This is a genomic window from uncultured Microbacterium sp., assembly GCF_947489255.1.
GTDB lineage: Bacteria > Actinomycetota > Actinomycetes > Actinomycetales > Microbacteriaceae > Microbacterium > Microbacterium phycohabitans.
The window spans coordinates 417,328-435,644 of the sequence record NZ_CANLCY010000005.1 but is presented as its reverse complement, the minus strand read 5'-3'; the positions used below and the strand labels follow the sequence as shown (position 1 = coordinate 435,644).

16 protein-coding genes are annotated in these 18,317 nt (G+C 70.1%); 11 read left to right on the top strand and 5 right to left on the bottom strand.

What is annotated here, in order from left to right:
• Positions 1-4: 4 nt before the first annotated feature.
• Positions 5-310 carry a 30S ribosomal protein S14 gene (gene rpsN, locus Q0818_RS15345; protein WP_022878196.1) on the top strand — a complete coding sequence of 102 codons (306 nt, stop codon included), beginning with the start codon at positions 5-7 and terminating at the stop codon, positions 308-310.
• A 72-nt stretch (positions 311-382) separates the two neighbouring features.
• Here rpsN and Q0818_RS15340 read toward each other — a convergent pair whose 3' ends face one another.
• Together Q0818_RS15340 and Q0818_RS15335 are read right to left on the bottom strand one after the other, a co-directional pair.
• Positions 383-1,741 (bottom strand): LuxR family transcriptional regulator, encoded by a 1,359-nt coding sequence (locus tag Q0818_RS15340; protein WP_298876823.1) that lies wholly within the window; start codon positions 1,739-1,741, stop codon positions 383-385.
• Between the two features lie 116 nt (positions 1,742-1,857).
• Positions 1,858-3,195 (bottom strand): hypothetical protein, encoded by a 1,338-nt coding sequence (locus tag Q0818_RS15335; RefSeq protein ID WP_298876820.1) that lies wholly within the window; start codon positions 3,193-3,195, stop codon positions 1,858-1,860.
• 415 nt (positions 3,196-3,610) lie between these two features.
• Here Q0818_RS15335 and Q0818_RS15330 point away from each other — a divergent pair, with 415 nt between their 5' ends.
• Positions 3,611-3,898 (top strand): HU family DNA-binding protein, encoded by a 288-nt coding sequence (locus tag Q0818_RS15330; protein ID WP_013584778.1) that lies wholly within the window; start codon positions 3,611-3,613, stop codon positions 3,896-3,898.
• A 77-nt stretch (positions 3,899-3,975) separates the two neighbouring features.
• Positions 3,976-5,961, top strand: a complete 1,986-nt coding sequence (locus Q0818_RS15325; RefSeq protein WP_298876817.1) for a cytochrome c oxidase assembly protein — start codon at positions 3,976-3,978, stop codon at positions 5,959-5,961.
• A gap of 6 nt (positions 5,962-5,967) precedes the next feature.
• Here Q0818_RS15325 and Q0818_RS15320 read toward each other — a convergent pair whose 3' ends face one another.
• Positions 5,968-7,047: a hypothetical protein gene (locus Q0818_RS15320; RefSeq protein ID WP_298876815.1), complete on the bottom strand. Its 1,080-nt coding sequence runs from the start codon at positions 7,045-7,047 to the stop codon at positions 5,968-5,970.
• 42 nt (positions 7,048-7,089) lie between these two features.
• Positions 7,090-7,968 (bottom strand): NAD(P)/FAD-dependent oxidoreductase, encoded by an 879-nt coding sequence (locus Q0818_RS15315; RefSeq protein ID WP_298876812.1) that lies wholly within the window; start codon positions 7,966-7,968, stop codon positions 7,090-7,092.
• A 6-nt stretch (positions 7,969-7,974) separates the two neighbouring features.
• Here Q0818_RS15315 and Q0818_RS15310 point away from each other — a divergent pair, with 6 nt between their 5' ends.
• Positions 7,975-8,514, top strand: coding sequence for a MerR family transcriptional regulator (locus Q0818_RS15310; RefSeq protein ID WP_298876809.1), 540 nt, complete (start codon positions 7,975-7,977; stop codon positions 8,512-8,514).
• A gap of 9 nt (positions 8,515-8,523) precedes the next feature.
• Positions 8,524-9,903 (top strand): AAA family ATPase, encoded by a 1,380-nt coding sequence (locus Q0818_RS15305; RefSeq protein ID WP_298876807.1) that lies wholly within the window; start codon positions 8,524-8,526, stop codon positions 9,901-9,903.
• A 36-nt stretch (positions 9,904-9,939) separates the two neighbouring features.
• Here Q0818_RS15305 and Q0818_RS15300 read toward each other — a convergent pair whose 3' ends face one another.
• The gene (locus tag Q0818_RS15300; RefSeq protein WP_298876804.1) at positions 9,940-10,593 is read right to left on the bottom strand and encodes a heme oxygenase (biliverdin-producing); all 654 of its coding nucleotides are present in this window, start codon (positions 10,591-10,593) and stop codon (positions 9,940-9,942) included.
• A 188-nt stretch (positions 10,594-10,781) separates the two neighbouring features.
• On the opposite strand from Q0818_RS15300, the gene Q0818_RS15295 reads away from it, so the two are divergent.
• The 6 genes from Q0818_RS15295 to Q0818_RS15270 all read left to right on the top strand — a co-directional run bounded on the left by Q0818_RS15295 (position 10,782) and on the right by Q0818_RS15270 (position 18,286).
• Entirely contained in the window at positions 10,782-12,053 is a 1,272-nt protein-coding gene (locus Q0818_RS15295; protein ID WP_298876801.1) for a serine hydrolase, read from the top strand.
• A gap of 7 nt (positions 12,054-12,060) precedes the next feature.
• Positions 12,061-12,969 (top strand): EamA family transporter, encoded by a 909-nt coding sequence (locus tag Q0818_RS15290; protein WP_298876754.1) that lies wholly within the window; start codon positions 12,061-12,063, stop codon positions 12,967-12,969.
• A gap of 78 nt (positions 12,970-13,047) precedes the next feature.
• Positions 13,048-13,377 (top strand): DUF3140 domain-containing protein, encoded by a 330-nt coding sequence (locus tag Q0818_RS15285; protein ID WP_298876751.1) that lies wholly within the window; start codon positions 13,048-13,050, stop codon positions 13,375-13,377.
• Between the two features lie 113 nt (positions 13,378-13,490).
• Positions 13,491-14,489: a magnesium/cobalt transporter CorA gene (gene corA / locus Q0818_RS15280; RefSeq protein WP_298876749.1), complete on the top strand. Its 999-nt coding sequence runs from the start codon at positions 13,491-13,493 to the stop codon at positions 14,487-14,489.
• An 83-nt stretch (positions 14,490-14,572) separates the two neighbouring features.
• Positions 14,573-16,081, top strand: coding sequence for an amino acid permease (locus Q0818_RS15275; RefSeq protein WP_298876747.1), 1,509 nt, complete (start codon positions 14,573-14,575; stop codon positions 16,079-16,081).
• 672 nt (positions 16,082-16,753) lie between these two features.
• Positions 16,754-18,286 carry a hypothetical protein gene (locus Q0818_RS15270; RefSeq protein WP_298876745.1) on the top strand — a complete coding sequence of 511 codons (1,533 nt, stop codon included), beginning with the start codon at positions 16,754-16,756 and terminating at the stop codon, positions 18,284-18,286.
• The last annotated feature ends 31 nt before the right edge of the window (positions 18,287-18,317 follow it).

The following is an 18,317-nucleotide window of genomic DNA, read 5'->3' as shown; positions in this document are numbered from 1 at the left end:
GCACATGGCTAAGAAGAGCAAGATCGCGCGCAACGAGCAGCGCAAGGTCGTCGTCGAGCGCTACGCCGCGAAGCGCGCCGAGCTGAAGAAGACCCTGGTCGACCCCAACGCGACCGACGAGGCCCGCGAGGCCGCCCGCGTGGGCCTGCAGAAGCTGCCCCGCAACGCGTCGCCCGCGCGCGTGCGCAGCCGCGACGTCATCGACGGCCGCCCCCGTGGTGTCCTCACGAAGTTCGGCGTCTCGCGCGTCCGCTTCCGTGACATGGCCCACCGTGGCGAGCTGCCCGGTGTGACCAAGTCGTCCTGGTAAGCACCAGACGGACAGACGAAGGGCGGGATCCCGAAAGGGGTCCCGCCCTTCGGCGTTCCTCGGAACTCCCCGTCACAGACCGACGTCGCGCAGGCGCTCGACCGCCTCGGCGCGATTGCCGACGCCGAGCTTGCGGTAGATCGAGCGCAACTGGCTCTTCACGGTGTTGACCGACACCCCGCGCTCCCGAGCGATGTCAGCGTGACGCAGCGGGGTCGCCAGCAGCGCCGCGAGGGCTCGCTCCGAGGGGGTGAACGACGCGGCGCGCGAGCGCCGGCTGGAGGGGGCATCGGGCGTCGTGACGCGTGCGAGCATCTCGCGGAATCGCGGCGCCGCGCTCGCGAGATCGGCGTTCTGCGCGATCACGGCGTCGACGATCCCTCTCGACTCGTCGTGCGGGAGCATGAGGAAGGGCGTGGCCGAGAAGCCCGTCCGTGCGATGAGCAGGAGCGCGGATTCCATCGCGTTGCGGGCGCGCCGGGGTGAGCCCAGCCGACTCCACGCGAGGGAGCGACGGACCAGCACGGGGGTCAGGGTGCGAAGGCAGTGGTCCGGCTCCGCCACGCACGCCGCGGTCTCGGACAGCAGCTCCTCCTCGCGTCCGAGGGCCAGGAGGGCCGCGGACCTCTGCATCGAGAAGCACACGCCGTGCCCCGGGGGGCTCTCGTGCGGATGCAGCGCGGCCAGCGCCGCCTGATGCTCGCCCTGCGCGACCAGGATGTCGGAGCTCATGCACACCAGCAGATCGTGGGTCACCCGGTTGCTGCGGTGGCGTCGACGACCATTGAGCAGGAGCCGGCAGTCCGCGAGGGCGGCGGCGTAGTCGCGGCGGAACATCTGCGCCATCACCTCGGCGGCTCGGGCGGAGAACTGCCAGTACGCGTCGTCGGGCTGAGCGCATCGCATCCGATGCGCCGCGCGGAGAAGGCGCTCCTCATCGAGCCACGCGGACGCGACGAGAACGTGCGCCAACAGCACGAGCTGCGCCGTCTCGGCCTCGGGCCAGCCGAGGCGGTCGAAGATCTCCTCCGCCTCGATCAGATCGGCCTCCGCGGAGAGATACTCGCCGTTGAGCGCGTGCCCGAGCGCCGCGACGGAGAGGGCGCGATAGCGCAGCCGGTCCGAGTCGGCGAAGAGCAGGGCCTGCTGGCCGAAGCTCGCCGCGATCCGCGGCTGTCCGACGGCGATACCGTATTCGCCCGCCGCGGCGTACAACTGCGAGCGGATGCCGGAGCTCAGCGTTCCGGGACGGCCGAGGTGGACACCGTCGAAGTAGCGGGTGAGGAGACTGCTCTCCTCCAGGAGGGCATCGCGCCGCACGCGCGCGGCGTAGACGGCGGTCAAGACGGCGGCGTCGCTGTCGGTCCAGACCGCGGGCGGCGCGGGAGGCGGCGCCTCGGCGACGAGGCTGAGGATCCGCGGATCCGGCACGCCCCGACCCGGCGCGAGCCGCAGGACGATCTCGGCGGCGCGGCGATCGACATCCTCCTCCGGAACCGGAGGCAGAGGCGAGGTCGCGGGGGCCTCGCCCGTCGGCGCGTCCCGCGTCATGACTGTGCCCGTCCGAGGGCGCTCAGGGGGGCTTCCTCCCCGAGGCTCGCGGAGGGTCCGCGACGAGCCGAACCATCGTCGACGGGTCTCGCCCCCGCGCCGGAGTCGACGGCGACCACGAAGAGGGCCGCGAGGACCCGCGTGACCGCCGCCTCGAGCTCCGGGCGTCGCGCCGCGACCGCCTGCACGAGGGAACGCACCTCATCGCAGGGGAGCAGGAGGAAGGGCATGGCGAAGTCTCCGGTGCGGTCGATGACGAGCAGCGCCGCCTCCATCCCGCGAAACGCCTCCCGCGCGTTTCCGAGGCGCGCGAAGGCGAGGGCACGTCGGACGAGCACGAAGACGAGCGTGCGCAGACCGTGCCCGGCTTCGTCCGCGACGCACGCGTCGGTCGCGGAGAGGACCTCGTTCTCCCGTCCCAGACTCAGCAGGGCTGTCGCCCTGTGGCCGGGGACGCAGACGGCGTGTCCCTCGGGGCTCGCCGAGATGTCGAGGAGGGAAAGGGCCTCCTCGGCCTCTGCGCGCGCCACGAGCACGTCGGAGCGACGGCAGAGGAGGGTCAGGCGGTTGAGGCGATGGCCGGCCTGGCTCTGCGCCCCGTGGAGCAGTGCGGAGCTCTCCGCCAGGGCGCCGGCGTGATCGTGCTCCAGCATCCGCGCGGTCACGTCGCAGACCCCGAGGGCGAAGGTCCAGGAGGCGTCTCGGGCTTCGCACGCCCTCATCTGCGAGATCAGGTCCCGCATCGCGGCGGTCTCGAGCTGCGCGCAGAGGACGATGAACTCGGCGAGGAAGTGCGCGAACGCGTACTCGCTCAGCGGCCAGTGCTCGGCGCGGAAGATGGCGGACGCCGCCCGCACGTCGTCCGCCGCGGCGCGGAGCTCTCCGTTCATCGCTGCCGCGGCTGCGCTCGTCGACAGCGCGTGATAGGTCTGCGCGGGGGTCTGGGCGAACAGTGCCGCCTCCTCCGCGAAGTCGGCGGCGGAGGCGACGTCCCCCCGCGCGCACGAGTACTCGGCGGCGACGGCGTACAGCGTCGAGCGCATTCCGGGGGAGAGTGAGGCCGGCCGACGCAGCCGGGTGCCATCGAAGTACGAGTCGAGCCCTCCCCGCCCGGCCGGGACGTTCTGTCGACTACGCGCGGCGATCTGCGCCGCCAAGACCCCGATGGACGCGTCGGTCCACTGCGCGGGGGCCGGTATCAGCTCGGACTCCGCGAGGAGCGCGAGGTGGTGGGCCTGCGGAACCCCGTGTCCCGGGGCGATGCGTCGGACCGTCACCGCGGCGGCAGCGCGCAGGGCGCCGCGCGCGGCGATGGACGACGGACTGCCCGGCATGAGACTCCCCCGGAGGCGACGCGAGACGTGCCCCCGCGACCCGCAAACGATGAAGGGATGCTAGCCGATAGAACGATCCAGTCCGGTTGCGGCACCTCCGGCACGGGGTGAGAGCGACGGTGCGCGCGCGACAATCATCCTTGAAGGTCAGCGGATTCACCCGATGTCCATCGGCGCCTCCTCGGCGGGGGGAGTCCGGCGCCGCACGTGAACCTCGGTCGCCCCGCTCGGGCGCGACCCACCGAGGGGCCCCTCGTGGCGACACGCCGCGCAGAAAGAGGCGAAATCCATCAGAATCCGCGTAATTCCGCGGTTCGGTTGATACTGTCGAGGCGGTCTCCCGACCACCGAGGAGGATTCCTCCTCGTCCGCGTAACGAGAGGCGACATCCGTCGTCGCCTGGAGGACAAACCACATGGCCGACAAGTCCATCACCAAGACCGAGCTCGTCGCGAGCATCGCCAGCGCGACCGGGCAGAGCCAGTCCGCCGTGTCGGGCGTGCTCGACTCCCTCTTCTCCACCGTCTCCGAGGCGGTCGCCAAGGGCAGCAAGGTCTCGATCCCCGGCTGGATCGCCTTCGAGCAGGTCGCCACGTCGGCTCGCACGGGCCGCAACCCGCAGACGGGCGAGGAGATCTCCATCCCCGCCGGCAAGCGCGTCAAGGTCACCGCGGGCTCGAAGCTCAAGGCCGCCGTCAAGTAAGACGACACCGAACCATCGAGGGGGGATGCCCAGCGGCATCCCCCCTTCGTCGTCCCCGCGCGACGTAGGCTGGCAGGGTGAATCCCCGACTGCTGCGCGTGGCGGGACCCGTCATCCTGATCGTGGTCTCGCTGATCGCCGTCGTCGTGGGCCTCGCCTACGGCGGGGGAGCGGCGGCGCCGCAGCTGGCCGACCCCGGACCGGTGGTGCGGTGGGGGCTCCCGATCGCCACGGTCGCGGTCAACCTTGCGGCGGCGACCATGGTCGGCTCCCTCGTGCTGGCGCTGTTCGCCCTGAAGGCGGGCGAGCGTCCGTTCGAGATCGCCCTCGACACCGCCTCGATCGGCGCCGCGGTGTTCACGGTCGCCGCGGCCGCGACCGGGTATCTGACGTTCCTCAACGTCCTGAACGCCAAGCCCACGCTCGACGCCGTGTTCGGTCAGCAGCTCGGACGATTCCTCGTCGAGAGCCCCGTGGGGCAGGCGTGGCTCATCACCACCATCGCCGGTGCGGTGCTGACGGTGCTGACCTTCGCCGTCCGCTCCTGGATCCCGACGATGCTCGTGGCGATCGCCGCGCTCGCCTCACTCGTCCCGATGGGCACGCAGGGTCACACCGGCGCCGAGACGAGCCACGACGCCGCGGTCACCTCCCTCGTTCTGCACATCATCGCCGCGGCCGTCTGGCTCGGCGGTCTCGTGCTCCTCGTGGTCCTGCGCCCCGCGATGACGCGCCCGCAGCTGCAGACGACGCTCCTGCGCTATTCGTCGCTCGCCCTCGTCGCGTTCATCGTGGTCGCGATCTCGGGAACCGTGCGCGCCTCGATCGGTCTGCAGGGCCTGCAGAACCTGTGGTCGGCCTACGGCGTCCTGGTGCTGGTGAAGGTCGGCACCCTGATCGCGATGGGCGTGCTGGGCGCGTGGTACCGCCGGCGCCTCATCTCGCGCATGGGCGATGAGCCCGGCTCGCGGCGTTTCTGGGGCGTCATCTCGCTCGAGCTGGTGTTCATGGGGGTCGCGAGCGGTGTCGCCGCCGCCCTCGCCCGAACCCCTCCTCCCGGTGAGGCGTCGCTGGTGGGCACCTCGCCCGCCGAGGTGCTGACCGGGAGCCCTCTGCCGCCCGACCTGACCCTCGAGCGCTGGTTCACCGCGTACAACGTCGATCTGCTGTGGACGCTCGTCGTGGTGGGTGGGTTGTTCTTCTACCTCGCGGGCGTGTGGCGGCTGCTGCGTCGCGGCGACTCGTGGCCCGTCTCCCGCACAGTGCTGTGGTGCCTCGGCATGCTCGGGGTGTTCTGGGTGACGTCCGGACCGGTGAACGTCTACCAGGACTACCTCTTCAGCATGCACATGATCGGGCACATGCTGCTGTCGATGGCGATCCCGCTCATGCTGGTCGCCGGGGCGCCGGTGTCGCTCGCGGCCCGCGCCATCCGCAAGCGCGACGACGGCACCCGCGGCGGCCGCGAGTGGATCCTGTGGGCCGTGCACAATCCGGTCGCGACGGTGCTGACCAACCCCTACGTCGCAGCGGGCCTGTTCATCGGGTCGCTGTGGGCGTTCTACTACACCGACCTCTTCCGGTGGTCGCTGTACGACCACGTCGGGCACATCTGGATGGTCGCGCACTTCCTCGTCGTGGGCTACCTGTTCGTCCTCAGCCTCATCGGCATCGATCCCGTCCCGTATCGACTGCCCCACCCGATGCGCCTGCTCGTGCTCATCGCCGTCATGGCCATGCACGCCTTCTTCGGCATCGCGATCATGATGAACTCCGGCCTCATGGTGGCCGAGTGGTTCGGCGCGATGGGGCGCACGTGGGGGGCGACCCCGCTGCAGGATCAGTACGTCGGCGGAGGTGTCGCCTGGTCGGTGGGCGAGATCCCGACGCTCATCCTCGCCATCGCGGTGGCGATCCAGTGGAGCCGTAGCGACGAGCGTCAGCAGCGGCGCCGCGATCGTCACGTCGATCGCGTGGGCGATCTGGAGCTCGACGCCTACAACGAAGAACTCGCCCGCCTCGCCGATCGCGACGCGCGGGTGGCCGCGCGCGGCGGCACCTGAGCCGCCTCAGTCGGCGGAGCCGCCCACGAGGATCGACGCGGTTCCGTCGGGGAGCACCGTGATCTGCCCGTCGACGCGGAACGGCACATCCTCCTCCACCGTGCGGACGCTGCCGTCGAAGATCGAGCGGATCTCGACGTCGATGTGCGCGACGGCCTTGGCCGAGGGGATCCGCCATCCGGCGCCATCGGGGACCACGGTCACGACGGGCTGCTCGACGATCGACCAGGTCGGAGCGCCGTCGATGCGATTGCGCACGGTGAAGCCGAAGGGGCACCCGGTGGGCTGGAGCACCTTCTGCTCGGCGCAGGCGGTGAGGAATCCCTCCACGCGGTCCTGGACGACGCCGATGAACTCCTCGGTCGGCTCGGCTTGCACGTCCACCGGGATGCCGACGAGCGGCGCGTCGGCGAGCACGGCGACTCCGGGGGTCGCCGAGATCGCGGTGTCGACCGCCACGGAGTAGAGACCGGGCGAGAACACCAGCAGGGGCACGTCGGCCGAGGGATCGGCATCCGCCCCGTCGATCGACACCTGCCGCTTGTCGAGCTCGAAGCCGTTCACCGAGAAGCGCATCGACCCCCTGACGTTCAGTTCCATGACCGACAGCGGACTGCGGGCGAACCGCCAGCGGGGGAGCACGCCCTCGCCCGGGTCGTGCTCGATCGCGAACGTGGTCGTGCCGGAGTACCCGCCGGCCGTGTAGCTCACCGTGACCCGCGTCTGGTCGCCGTCGACCGTCTCGTCGGTCACGGTGGCATCCGTGACGGTTGCCAGGGCCTCGGGGCGCAGCAGCGCCTCGGACGCGGTGGCGGGGAGTCCCCGCGCCTCGAGCTCGGCGGAGTCCACGGCCACTCCCGGCACCGTCAGCGCCTCAGCCGTACGATGCTCCTCCAGCAGCTCGAGGTAGTGCAGCACGAAGGCGCGCGGGCTGTAGAACTCGCGGTACAGCGAGGCGGCTCCGGCGCCGAGGGCGGCGACCAGGAGCACGGCGATGAGGATCATCGCGGAGATCTCGCGGCGCAGGCGCGAGCGCGCACCGGTGACGCCCTTGGGCGTCGCGGGGCCCCCGCCGGCGTTGTCCACACCCCCAGTGTAGGAAGCGCGCCTGGACAGGTGCCGCGCGCGTCACCGCGCGACGAGCGATTGCACCACGGCGACCGCCGCGAGCTGTCCCCCGGCGATCGCGGCGGCGAGCGAGAACAGGGGTCCCGGCAGATGGTCGGGCTGCGCGATGTCGCCCACGGCGTAGACGCCCTCGACGCTCGTGCGCCCGAACGGGTCGGTGCGCACGGCACCGGAGTCCTGCCGTTGCACGCCGATCCGCTCGAGCAGGTCGCCGCGGGGTCGCCAGGTCGGGGCGACGAACGCTCCCGCGACCTCGAGCGCCGAGCCGTCGTCGAGCAGCAGGCGCAGGCCTCCCGACACCCCGGCGACCTCGCGCACGGTGGCGGGGTCGACGACGTGGACCTCGGATGCCACGGGCTCGAGCATGCGCGCGAGAGCCGTCGCGTGGTCGGACCCGTTCACGACGGCGACCGGGCGGCCGGCGAACTCGTGGCCGTGGCAGAACGGACAGTTGGCGACGGTGTCGCCCCAGTGCTCGGCGAGGCCGGGGATCGGGGGGAGCTCGTCGGACACTCCCGTGGCGATGATCACCGCGTGCGCAGAGTGCTCTTCGCCGTCGACGACGACCCGCAGGCCTCCGTCTCCCGGCGCGATGTCGGTGGCCACGGCATCCCTCGACTCGACCGTGTCGTACGCGGCGATCTCGGCGCGGGCGATGCGTCGCAGCTCGGCGGGATCGCGGCCGTCGTTGGTGAGCAGGTTGTGCGCGTGGCGCACGGTGGAGTTGCGGTACTCGCCCGAGTCCAGCAGCAGCGTCCGCCGGTGCATGCGTCCGAGGGTCAGGGCCGCCTGCAGGCCGGCGGGGCCGCCTCCGATGATGATCGCGTCGTACACGATGAGCTCCTTCCGCTTGCGTTCGGGTCCATCGTGTGACTTCATGTCGACATGAAGTCAAGCGGTGAGCCCATCGGTGATGCGGCGGCGCGTTTCGGGCTCGACACCCACGTGCTCCGCCACTGGGAGGACGAGGGCCTGCTCCACCCGGCGAGGGACGCGGCGGGGCGCCGCCGCTTCGGCGAGGACGACATCGTGCGCATCGCGGTGATCCTGCGGAACAAGGCCGCGGGGATGTCGCTCGAGCAGATCCGGGTGCTGCTCGACGAAGAGGCGCCCGACCGGCACCGCGTGCTCGAGGAGCACATCGCCGAGCTCGATCGGCGCGCGGCCGACATCGCCGAAGCGCGGGCGATGACCGAGCACGCCCTGCGGTGCCGCTCGCACGACATCACGCAGTGCCCGCGCTTCCGCCGTCACGTGGGAGACGTGCTGTCGGGCGAGGCGCGCTGGCTGCTCGACCGCACCGAGCCGAGGGGCGGCCCGGTCGTGGCGGCATCCGGATCCGCACCGTCCCGATCGCGGAGGACGCCTGCCGCGGTCGAACCCGCGATCCACACCGCGCCTGCCTCCGCGCGCGGCGCGAACTAGCATGAACCGGTGACCACGCCCCCTCTCTCCGCCGAGCAGCAGGCGCTGTTCCGGCTGATCGAGGACACGCGCGAGCACGTGTTCGTCACCGGCCGTGCGGGCACGGGCAAATCGACGCTGCTGCAGCACCTGGCGTGGAACACCAAGAAGCAGATCGCGGTGTGCGCGCCGACGGGGGTCGCGGCGCTCAACGTCGAGGGTCAGACGATCCACTCCCTCTTCCGTCTGCCGATCGGTCTCATCGCGAACGGCGACATCGACCAGAACGACGCGACCCGCAAGATCCTCAACGCCATCGACACGCTCGTGATCGACGAGATCTCGATGGTCAACGCCGACCTCATGGATGCCATCGACCGCTCGCTCCGCCAGGCTCGCGGTCGGCGCTCCGAGCCGTTCGGCGGCACGCAGATCGTGATGTTCGGCGATCCGTACCAGCTGGCCCCGGTGCCCCCGCGGGGGGACGAGGCGCGCTACATCAGCGACCACTACCGCTCGTTCTGGTTCTTCGACGCCAAGGTGTGGTCGGGCGAGGCCGCGAGCGACGGGCTGATCGACATCGGGCGGCACGGGGCGGATCTGCACGTCAACGAGCTGGTCGAGATCCACCGGCAGTCCGACCCCGGGTTCAAGCAGCTGCTGAATGCGGTGCGCTACGGCCGCGTCACGGCCGAGATGGCCGGCATCCTGAACACCGCCGGAGCCCGCACGCCCCCGCACCCGGCCGACGGCGAGCACCCGATCATCACGCTCGCCACCCGCAACGACCGCGTCAACACCATCAACCGCAAGCACCTCGACGAACTCATCGGGCGCACGCAGACCGCGAACGCCGAGATCTCGGGCGACTTCGGCCGCGGTGAGGCCAATTACCCCGCCGAGATGGAGCTCACGCTCAAAGTCGGCGCCCAGGTGATGTTCCTGCGCAACGACGGCGCGCAGTTCGGCGAGGCGCCCCGGTGGGTCAACGGCACGATCGGAACCGTCACCCGCATCGCCGGCGACAGCGTGCGGGTCGAGGTCGACGGCGTCGAGCACGACGTCGAGCCCGCCGTGTGGGAGAGGTACCGCTACGCGTACGACCCGGGCACCAAGAACCTCTCGCGCGAGATCGTCGCCGAGTTCACCCAGTTCCCGCTGCGGCTGGCCTGGGCCGTCACGATCCACAAGTCGCAGGGCAAGACCTACGACCGCGCCGTCGTCGATCTGGGTGCCGGTGCCTTCGCCCCCGGCCAGACCTACGTCGCGCTCAGCCGGCTCACCTCCCTCGACGGGCTCTACCTGTCGCGGCCGCTGCGCCCGAGCGACATCCGGGTCGACGAAGACGTGCGTCGGTTCATGAAGCAGGCGTGGCTCGCCCGCCAGGACGCGGCCGCGCAGAAGGCGTAGCCGCTGCGCGCGCCGTGTCGGCGCCCCCGGTGCGCGTCAGGCGACCCGGTGGGCCTTCGCCCGGGTGAGGTCGGCGAACAACTCCGTCGTGAAGCGGTAGGCGACGAGCACCTCGGCGATCACGCGCTCCTTCTCGTCGTCGTCCCACGGGGCGGCGTCGAGCTGGTCGCGGTAGACGGTCTTGAACGCCTTCGGGTCGGCGATGTCGCCGAACAGCAGGAACCCGATGCCGTTGGTCTCGAAGCCGAAACGGCGCTGCATGAGGCGGCCGATCGACGGTCCGCCCGAGAGGTCGCCCAGCAGGCGCGTGTAGTGGTGCGCCACGAAACCGCCCGGCCAGGTCGCGGCGACGCGGCGGATGCGCGACACGTACGCCTGCGTCGTCGGCAGGGGGCGGATGCTCTCGCGCCACTGCGGACCGATGAGGAACGCCAGGTCCGCTTCGAGCGCGGGCAGGCGCGACGTGCGGTCGCGGAGGAAGACGGATGCCACGGGGTCGACGCGCATGCGGACCGCGGCCTCTTCGAGGGCCGCGTAGATGAACCAGTGCTGCGCGATGAGGGCGATGTAGTCGTCTCGGGTGCCGGCGCCGGTCAGCAGGTCGGTCATGAATCCGTCGCACTCGCTCGACGAGTGCGCGCTGCTGGAGCGTTCGCGCAGGGCGAGGGAGAACGGGACGACGGCGTTCATGCGGCCATCATACGCACTGACTTAGGTTGGCCTAACCCCCAAGGCGCCCCGAGTCGCCACGAAACGTCCACGGTCGTGATGCAGACGTGACGAGCGGGCGGTGCAAGGGGCGATTGCGCTCAGGTGCCGTGTGTTTGAATCGAAGCTGCGCGCGCGTGTCCACGCGCGGAACTGCTGGGGGTAACCACATGGCGAGATGGCGTCGTTCCGCGGCCATCGCGATCGCGGGCGCGGGAGCACTGGTGCTCGCGATGAGCGGCTGCACGGCGCAGCAGACGGTGTCGATCGACGTCCCGGCTCAGGTCGACGCGCCGCTGCCCGAGGCCACGGTCGCAGAACTGCAGGACGCCGTCACCTCCGCGATGACCGCGACCGGTTCGAGCGGGGCGATCGTCGGGGTGTGGGCGCCGTGGAGCGGCACCTGGGTCTCGGGTCTGGGAACGCAGGGCCCCGGTGGGGCGGAGGTCACCAGCGACCTCGCGTTCCGCGCCGCTGAGGTGACGGGTGCGATGACGTGCGACATCCTCTACGGTCTCGCGGCGGACGGGACGCTCGCGATGAGCGATCCCATCAACACGTGGGTCAGCAACCTCCCCGGCTACGACGACATCACGCTGCGTCAGGCGTGCGACGGAACCTCGGGCATCGCCTCGTACACCTCGACCCTCGAGGCGACGGTGCTCGCCAACCCCGACCGCGTCTGGAACGCACGCGAGCTCCTGGCCTACGGGATCGCGCGCCCGCGCCTGAATGCGCCCGGGGGTGCGTACGGAACGTCGGCGACGAACTACCTCATCGCCGGTCTCGCCGCGGAGCGGGCGACGAACGAGACGCTCTCCACCCTCATCGCCGAACGCGTCGCGCAGCCGCTCGGACTCTCGTCGACGTCTCTGCCGGCACCCGCCCCGGCGACCCCCGGGCCGTCGTCGCTGCCGGGATACTGGTCGCAGCCGAACGCCGAGGGCGCGTGGAACTGCACCGATCCGGCCGAGTTCACCGAGATGTCGTCGAGCTACGGCGGCGCGGCCTCGGGTGCCGTCACCTCGATCACCGACCTCGGTCGGTACGCCCAGGCGCTGGCCACGGACGCACTCCTCCCCGCCGACAACGACCGCTTCGCCAACCCCGTGCCGGTGGGCCCTGACCAGCCGACGTGGTTCACCGCCGCGGGCGGCACGTTCCAGGCCGGCTCGCTCATCGGGCAGTTCGGATGGACGCCGGGCTACATGACCGCGGCCTTCGCCGACCCCCAGACCGGCATGTCGGTCGCGGTGGTGCTGAACAACTCGGGCGGAAACAAGCTCACGAGCGCCTGGCTGGCGTGGGAGCTCGCGGCGATCGCCTCGAAGGCGCCCGCCGCCGAGGGGCAGACGCTGCCCGAGGCGGGCCTGCCGTGGACGGCCGAGCAGATGCGCGACCTCGTCTCGGCGAACGCGATCTGCGCCGCCCCCGCCTCGTGATCCGGTCGTGAGCGCGCGCGGCGGGCAGGGCTCGGCCGCCGCTCTCGTGTTCGTCGGCCTGGCCTGCCAGGAGGTGGGCGCGTCGTTCGCGGTGATGCTCTTCCCCCAGACCGGACCGCTCGGCATCGTCATGCTGCGTCTGGTGTTCTCAGCGCTGCTGCTCCTCGCGATCGCGCGGCCGCGCCTGCGGGGGCACACCGGCTCCGCCTGGCGGTCGGTGGTCGTGTTCGGTGTGGTCCTGGCATCCATGAACGGGCTCTTCTACCTGGCGTTGGAGAGGCTTCCGCTGGGCGTCACCGTGACGATCGAGGTGCTCGGGCCGCTCACCCTCTCGATCCTGACCGCGACGGGGGCTGCACGGTGGCTGTGGGCGGGGCTCGCCCTGACGGGGGTCATCGCGCTCGGCGCCGGCGGGTGGGACCGCCTCGACGCCCTCGGAGTGCTCTTCGCCCTGGGGGCGGCGGTCAGCTGGGCGCTGTACATCCTGTCGTCGGCGCGCGTGGGGCGGCAGTTCCCGCGCCTGGACGGCCTCGCGCTGGCGATGGCGGTCGGCGCGTCCCTCGCCCTGCCCTTCGGCCTCTGGCAGGCGGGGCCCATGCTGCTGCGCGTGGACATCCTCGCGCTCGGGGCCGCGGTCGCGCTGCTGTCGTCGACCATCCCCTACGCGCTCGAACTCGTCGCCCTGCGGCGCCTGCCGGCCTCGGCGTTCGCGATCATGATGAGTCTCGGCCCCGCGACGGCGTCGATCGCCGGCTTCCTGCTGCTCGGTCAGCGCTTGTCGTGGCTCGAGGTCGCGGGCATCGCCCTGGTGATCGCCGCCAGCATCGGCGCCGTCCTGGCCGCCGCCCGCCGCAGCGCGGGGGCGCGGCATCCGGGACCGGACGCCGAGGAGCCGCTCAGCGAACCCGTCGGCTGATCAGCGGACCGGATGCCATGGCCCCGCCGTCGGCGCAAGGGGGCCGCTCCGCTCTCGCGTGCTGGCCAGGATGACGGCATGAGCGACGACGACGACCAGACCCGCAAGGAGTTCGACGACGCGGTCAACATGACCGCGAGCGAGCTGAAGAAGTGGCTCGACACCGACCACTCGAAGTCCGTGGGGCAGAAGAAGGGCGGCGGCGAATCGACCGGCCATGAGAGCGGTCGGCACATCGTGCGGATCCTCGAGAAGAAGAAGGCCGATCTCACCGATGACGACCTCGCCCACATGCGCAAGGTCGTCGGCTACGTCAAGCGGCACGGCGCACAGAAGCCGAAGGGCGACGTGACCGACACCGACTGGCGGTACTCCCTGATGAACTGGGGCCACGACCCGAAGAAGTGACTGGCGGCGGCGTCCCGCAGCCGGCCACCGGAGGGTGCGCGCGACGCTAGCGCACCGTCGGTGTCGAGGGCAGTGGCATCCGTCGTCCACCTGGGAGGGGTACAACGGTAAGCATGCCCATCATCGACAGCGCGGTCTACGTCGACGGTCGCCGCATCGAGAACCCCTCGAGCCTCGACCAGACCTTCGAGTACATGGAGGCCCACGGCGGGATGGCGTGGATCGGCCTGTTGCGCCCCTCGACCGACGAAGTGGAGCGCGTGGCCGCGGAGTTCTCGCTCCACCCCCTCGCGGTCGAGGATGCCCTCGCGGGTCACCAGCGCGCCAAGCTCGAGCGCTACGGCGACAACCTCTTCGCGGTGCTGCGACCGGCGCGCTACATCGACGAGACCGAGACGGTGGAGTTCGGCGAGCTGCACGTGTTCATCGGCGCCGACTACGTCGTCACGGTGCGGCACGCGGAGGTCCCCGATCTCGCGCGCGTGCGGCACCGCCTCGAGGAGAACCCCGAGCTTCTCGCACGGGGACCCGAGGCCGTGCTGTACGCGATCCTCGACGAGGTGGTCGACCAGTACGACCCGGTCGCGCGCGGCCTGCAGAACGACGTCGACGAGATCGAGGACCAGCTCTTCGGCGCCGACGGGGCCGAACTGTCGCAGCGCATCTACCAGTTGGCCCGCGAGGTCATCCATTTCCAGCGCGCGGTGGAGCCCCTGCGTGACATGCTGGAGGCTTTGCTGCGCGGAGCCGACAAGTACGGCGTCGACATCGAGCTGCAGCGGTCGTTGCGCGACGTGCTCGACCACGCCCTGCGCCAGAGCGAGAAGCTCACGGCGCTGCGGGCGATCCTCGACAACGCCCTCACCGTCAACGCCACGCTCGTCACGCGCCGCCAGACCGAGACCTCGCTCGAACAGAACGAACAGGTCAAGAAGATCTCGGGGTGGGCCGCGATCCTCTTCGGGCCCTCGCTGATCGGGGCGATCTACGGCATGAACTTCCGCAACATGCCCGAGCTGGACTGGACATTGGGCTACCCCATGGCGCTGGGTCTCATGGCCGCGACCTCGCTCGGACTCTGGCTGACGTTCAAGCGCAAGCACTGGCTCTGATCCCGGGGGCGCGGTCCGCGACGGATGCCGCGCTTCGCGGCGCGCTTCCTGGACAGTCGCTGCGCGAATCGCACGATGGGTAGGTGAACGACACCACCCCGGTCTCCGGCGGCGCCGCCGAGCCGACCCACACCTCGACCGTTCAGCTCGAGGACAGCGGCTACCACAAGCGACTGACCTCACGTCAGGTGCAGATGATCGCCATCGGCGGCGCCATCGGCACCGGACTCTTCCTCGGCGCCGGCGGGCGTCTCGCCCAGGCGGGTCCCGCGATCGTGCTGTCATACGCGGTCTGCGGCCTGTTCGCGTTCTTCATCCTCCGCGCGCTCGGCGAGCTCGTGCTCCACCGGCCGACCTCGGGCTCGTTCGTGTCGTACGCGCGCGAGTTCTTCGGTGAGAAGGCCGCCTTCGTGTCGGGCTGGTTCTACTGGATCAACTGGGCCACGACCACGATGGTCGACATCACCGCGGCCGCGCTGTACATGAACTTCTTCGGCAAGTACGTGCCGTGGATCGCCGCGGTCCCGCAGTGGGTGTGGGCGCTCGCCGCGCTGGTCACAGTGCTGGCCGTCAATCTCGTGTCGGTGAAGGTCTTCGGCGAGCTGGAGTTCTGGTTCGCCCTCATCAAGGTCGCCGCCCTCGTGGCGTTCCTGCTCGTCGGCATCTACTTCGTGGTGTTCGGCACTCCCACGGGCGCCCCCACCGGGTTCTCGCTCATCGCCGACAACGGCGGATTCTTCCCCAACGGCATCCTCCCCGCGATCATCCTCATGCAGGGCGTCGTGTTCGCGTACGCCTCGATCGAGCTCATCGGCACCGCCGCCGGCGAGACCAAGAACCCCGAGAAGGTCATGCCGCGCGCGATCAACTCGGTCATCTTCCGCGTGGCGGTGTTCTACGTCGGCTCGGTGCTGCTGCTGTCGCTCCTGCTGCCGTTCACCGCGTACTCGAAGGACGAGAGCCCGTTCGTGACGTTCTTCGCCTCCATCGGCGTGCCGGGGGTCGACGTCATCATGAACCTCGTCGTGCTGACCGCGGCGCTGTCGTCGTTGAACGCGGGCCTTTACTCCACCGGTCGCATCCTGCGCTCGATGGCGGTCGCCGGATCGGCGCCGAAGTTCGCCGCGCGCATGAACAAGGCGGGCGTGCCCTACGGCGGGATCGCGATCACGGCTTTCGTCGCCCTGTTCGGCGTCGTGATCAACTACGTCAATCCCAGCGACGCGTTCGAGACGGTGCTGAACGTGGCAGCCGTCGGCATCCTGGTGACCTGGGCGACCATCATCGTGTGCCAGATGCGGCTGAAGCAGCTCGCCGATCGCGGAGAACTGGTGCGCCCGTCGTTCCGCCTGTTCTGGGCGCCGTACACCGGGTATCTGACGCTGGCGTTCCTGGCCGTGGTGCTCGTGCTGGTGTTCATCGACTCGCCCGCGACGCTCGTCGTCGCGGTGGTCGCGAGCCTGCTGATCACGGCGGGCTGGTTCGCCTGCCGCAAGCGGATCGCCGAGCTCGCCGCCGAGCGCGAGGGCTACACCGGAACGGTGCCGGTGGTGCCGAGCCCGTTCCCGCAGTCGCGCGACACGAAGGACTGAGCCCGCGGGCTCTCGGCGGCGCTCGGGCTCCGGCTCGGGCGCCGCTGTCGTGTGCGGCGGTGCTGTCCGGGTCAGGCGTCGAAGGGCCAGCCCGTGTAGGCCTCGGCGAGGTAAGCGCGGCCGTGCGCCGACTCCACCACGGAGCGCAGCTCGCCGACCTGTCGGCGGCGAGGCTGAGCTCTCGACGCTTGACGGCCCGGCCCTCGGCACTCGCGGTGGCCGCGGCGAGGTCGCCTCCCCCGTTTCGTCACGGCGGGCCCTGGCCAGCTGAGTTGATCTCGTCGTGATCGTGGGTGGCTCATGTGGAGTCCAGATCGCCGGTGCTCAGTAGATGAACTCCACGGCGCCGTCCGGCGCTGTCCACGGGCCCGTCGCCCGCTACCCGTGGGGCATTCCATCAGTCATCACTTGCTGGCGGATCGGTCTTCACCCTGCATGTGCACTCGGTCGGAACGATCCAGCCAGGCGCGAGCCCTGCGCCGGATAGCCCGGAGGCGGCCGTGAAGGTAAGCGACATCCGTCATCCGCCGGGCTGTACCGCGGGTGAACTCTGCATCCGCGAAGCGCATGTTCGCGAGCGTGCCGGGGTAGGGGATCCGATCGGATGGAAGAAAGGAGTCAGCAGCGTGTGGGCGGTGGCCCCGCGATTCCGTGACGGATGAGGAGAAGAGCATGGCTGAGAAGACGTTGGCACTTGGTGAGTCTGCGACGGACGGGCCGTCGCGTCGCACCGTGGTGGCAGCTACGGCATGGGGCGTACCCGCGGTGGTGGTGGCCTCGGCGACGCCCGCCTTTGCCGCGACGTCCGACCAGCGAGTGGTGTCGGTTTCGGCGGAGGGGGGCACAAACCTTCCCGCAGCCGGAGCGGTGACCCTGACGGTGTCGGTGAAGACGCCGCTGGGTGTACCGATGGCTGGTGAGGCGGTATCGCTAGCCGGGCCGCAGCGATCGGTGTTCGTCGCTGTGGACGGCCTGACGGACACGTCTGGGAAGTTCTCGACTACGTGCGATTTGCAGACGCCGTGGGCAAAGCCCGGATCTTCCGCCGTCGTCACCGCAGTCTCGGGAACCCAGACCGTCACGCAGTCGTTCGTGGTGTTGGGTGCGAATGCGTTGGGGGTTGGGTATAACTCGTGGGCTGAGATGGGGGATGGGGGTCCTGCGGGTGGTGATAACCCGGGGACGGGTGTGAGGCGGACGACGCCGTCGCAGTTGTTGCGGGCGTTCCCGTCGCCGGTGGTGCAGGTGGCTGCTGCAGGTGAGGGGACCGATGGCGGTTCTTCTCAGGCCACTTTCGTGTTGCTGAAGGATGGCACGGTCTGGTCGGTGGGGGGTAATGGTTTCGGGCAGTTGGGGACGTCGGCGAATTCGCGGACGACGTGGGCGCAGATTCAGGGATTGTCTGGTGTGACGCAGATTGCTGCGTCGAAGGCGACTTTGTGTGCTTTGTTGTCGGATGGAACTTTGCGGACGTGGGGCGATAACTATTACGGGCAGCTGGGTGACGGCTCGTCGGTGAGTGCGTCATCTTCTCCGGTGCAGGTTCGGGGTCTGCCGAAGGCTGTGACGCAGATCGCGGCGCAATGGGCGACCTTTTATGCCCTGTTGTCGGATGGGTCGGTGTGGGCGTGGGGTGCCGGGAATTTCGGTCAGCGCGGTGATGGTTCGTCGGTGCTGGTGGCTAACACACCGGTTCAGGCGTCGGGGTTGAGTTCAGGGGTGGCGGCTGTTTCTTCTTCGATGGCGTTGATGTCGGATGGATCGGTGAAGGCGTGGGGTGGTTTTGCGGGGAACTCGCTCACTCCGGTGTCGGTGTCGGGTCTGACGAGTGTGGTGGCGCTTGCTGGGGGAGCGAGCACGGGGTATGCGTTGCGTTCGGACGGGTCGGTGTGGGCGTGGGGTCGTAACAACCTCGGCCAGGTGGGGAACAACTCCACGACGAACCAGCCGACCCCGGTTCAGGTGTCTGGTCTGGCGTCTGGGGTGACTCGGATCGCCGCGAGTGGCTCTGCGGGGTATGCGTTGTTGTCCGATGGGACGGTGAAAGCGTGGGGCGGTAACTCGGGCGGGCAGCTGGGTGATGGCACGACCACGAATCGGCTGACGCCGGTCACCGTGGGCGGTCTCTCCGGTCTCAGCGTGAAGGACTTCGCTCAGAACTCCCCGATTCCCGACCGCATGTACTTCATCACCGCCGTTGGCTGAGCTGTCGAGGCGGTCGTCGCAGAATGTCGGT